The organism is Pseudomonas sp. LA5, from assembly GCF_028640825.1.
Lineage (GTDB): Bacteria > Pseudomonadota > Gammaproteobacteria > Pseudomonadales > Pseudomonadaceae > Chryseomonas > Chryseomonas aestiva.
Genome location: NZ_JAQYZY010000016.1, coordinates 1 through 550, shown reverse-complemented (window position 1 = coordinate 550; position 550 = coordinate 1). Strand labels below are relative to the sequence as shown.

Here is a 550-nt window from a genome sequence, read left to right as displayed (position 1 = left end):
CTGCAGCAGGCCGCCAGCGAGCCGGACAGCCCGGTCGTGGCGGTGCTGCTCAATCGCAACTACGGCCAGCACTCGGCGATCCTCGCCGGCTTCGAACAGGCCCGTGGCGATCTGATCATCACCCTGGACGCCGACCTGCAGAATCCGCCGGAAGAGATCCCGCGCCTGGTGCACACCGCCGCCCAGGGCTACGACGTGGTCGGCACCGTGCGCCAGCAGCGCCAGGATTCCTATCTGCGCACCCTGCCGTCGCGGCTGATCAATCGCGCCGTGCAGCGCTCCACCGGCGTCGCCATGCGCGACTACGGCTGCATGCTGCGCGCCTATCGCCGCCAGGTGGTGCAGTCGATGCTGGCCTGCCACGAGCGCAGCACCTTCATCCCGATCCTGGCCAACAGCTTCGCCCGCCACACCACCGAGATCGAGGTGGCCCACGCCGAGCGCGAACACGGGGATTCCAAGTACGGCTTCCTCAAGCTGATCAACCTGATGTTCGACCTGCTGACCTGCATGACCACCACCCCGCTGCGCATGCTCAGCCTGTTCGGCG

Annotated in this window: 1 protein-coding gene; it reads left to right on the top strand. The window is 67.6% G+C overall.

Annotated features, from left to right (window positions below):
- On the top strand, nucleotides 1-550 hold a 550-nt coding region (locus PVZ72_RS00410), incomplete at both ends, for a glycosyltransferase (protein ID WP_273860909.1).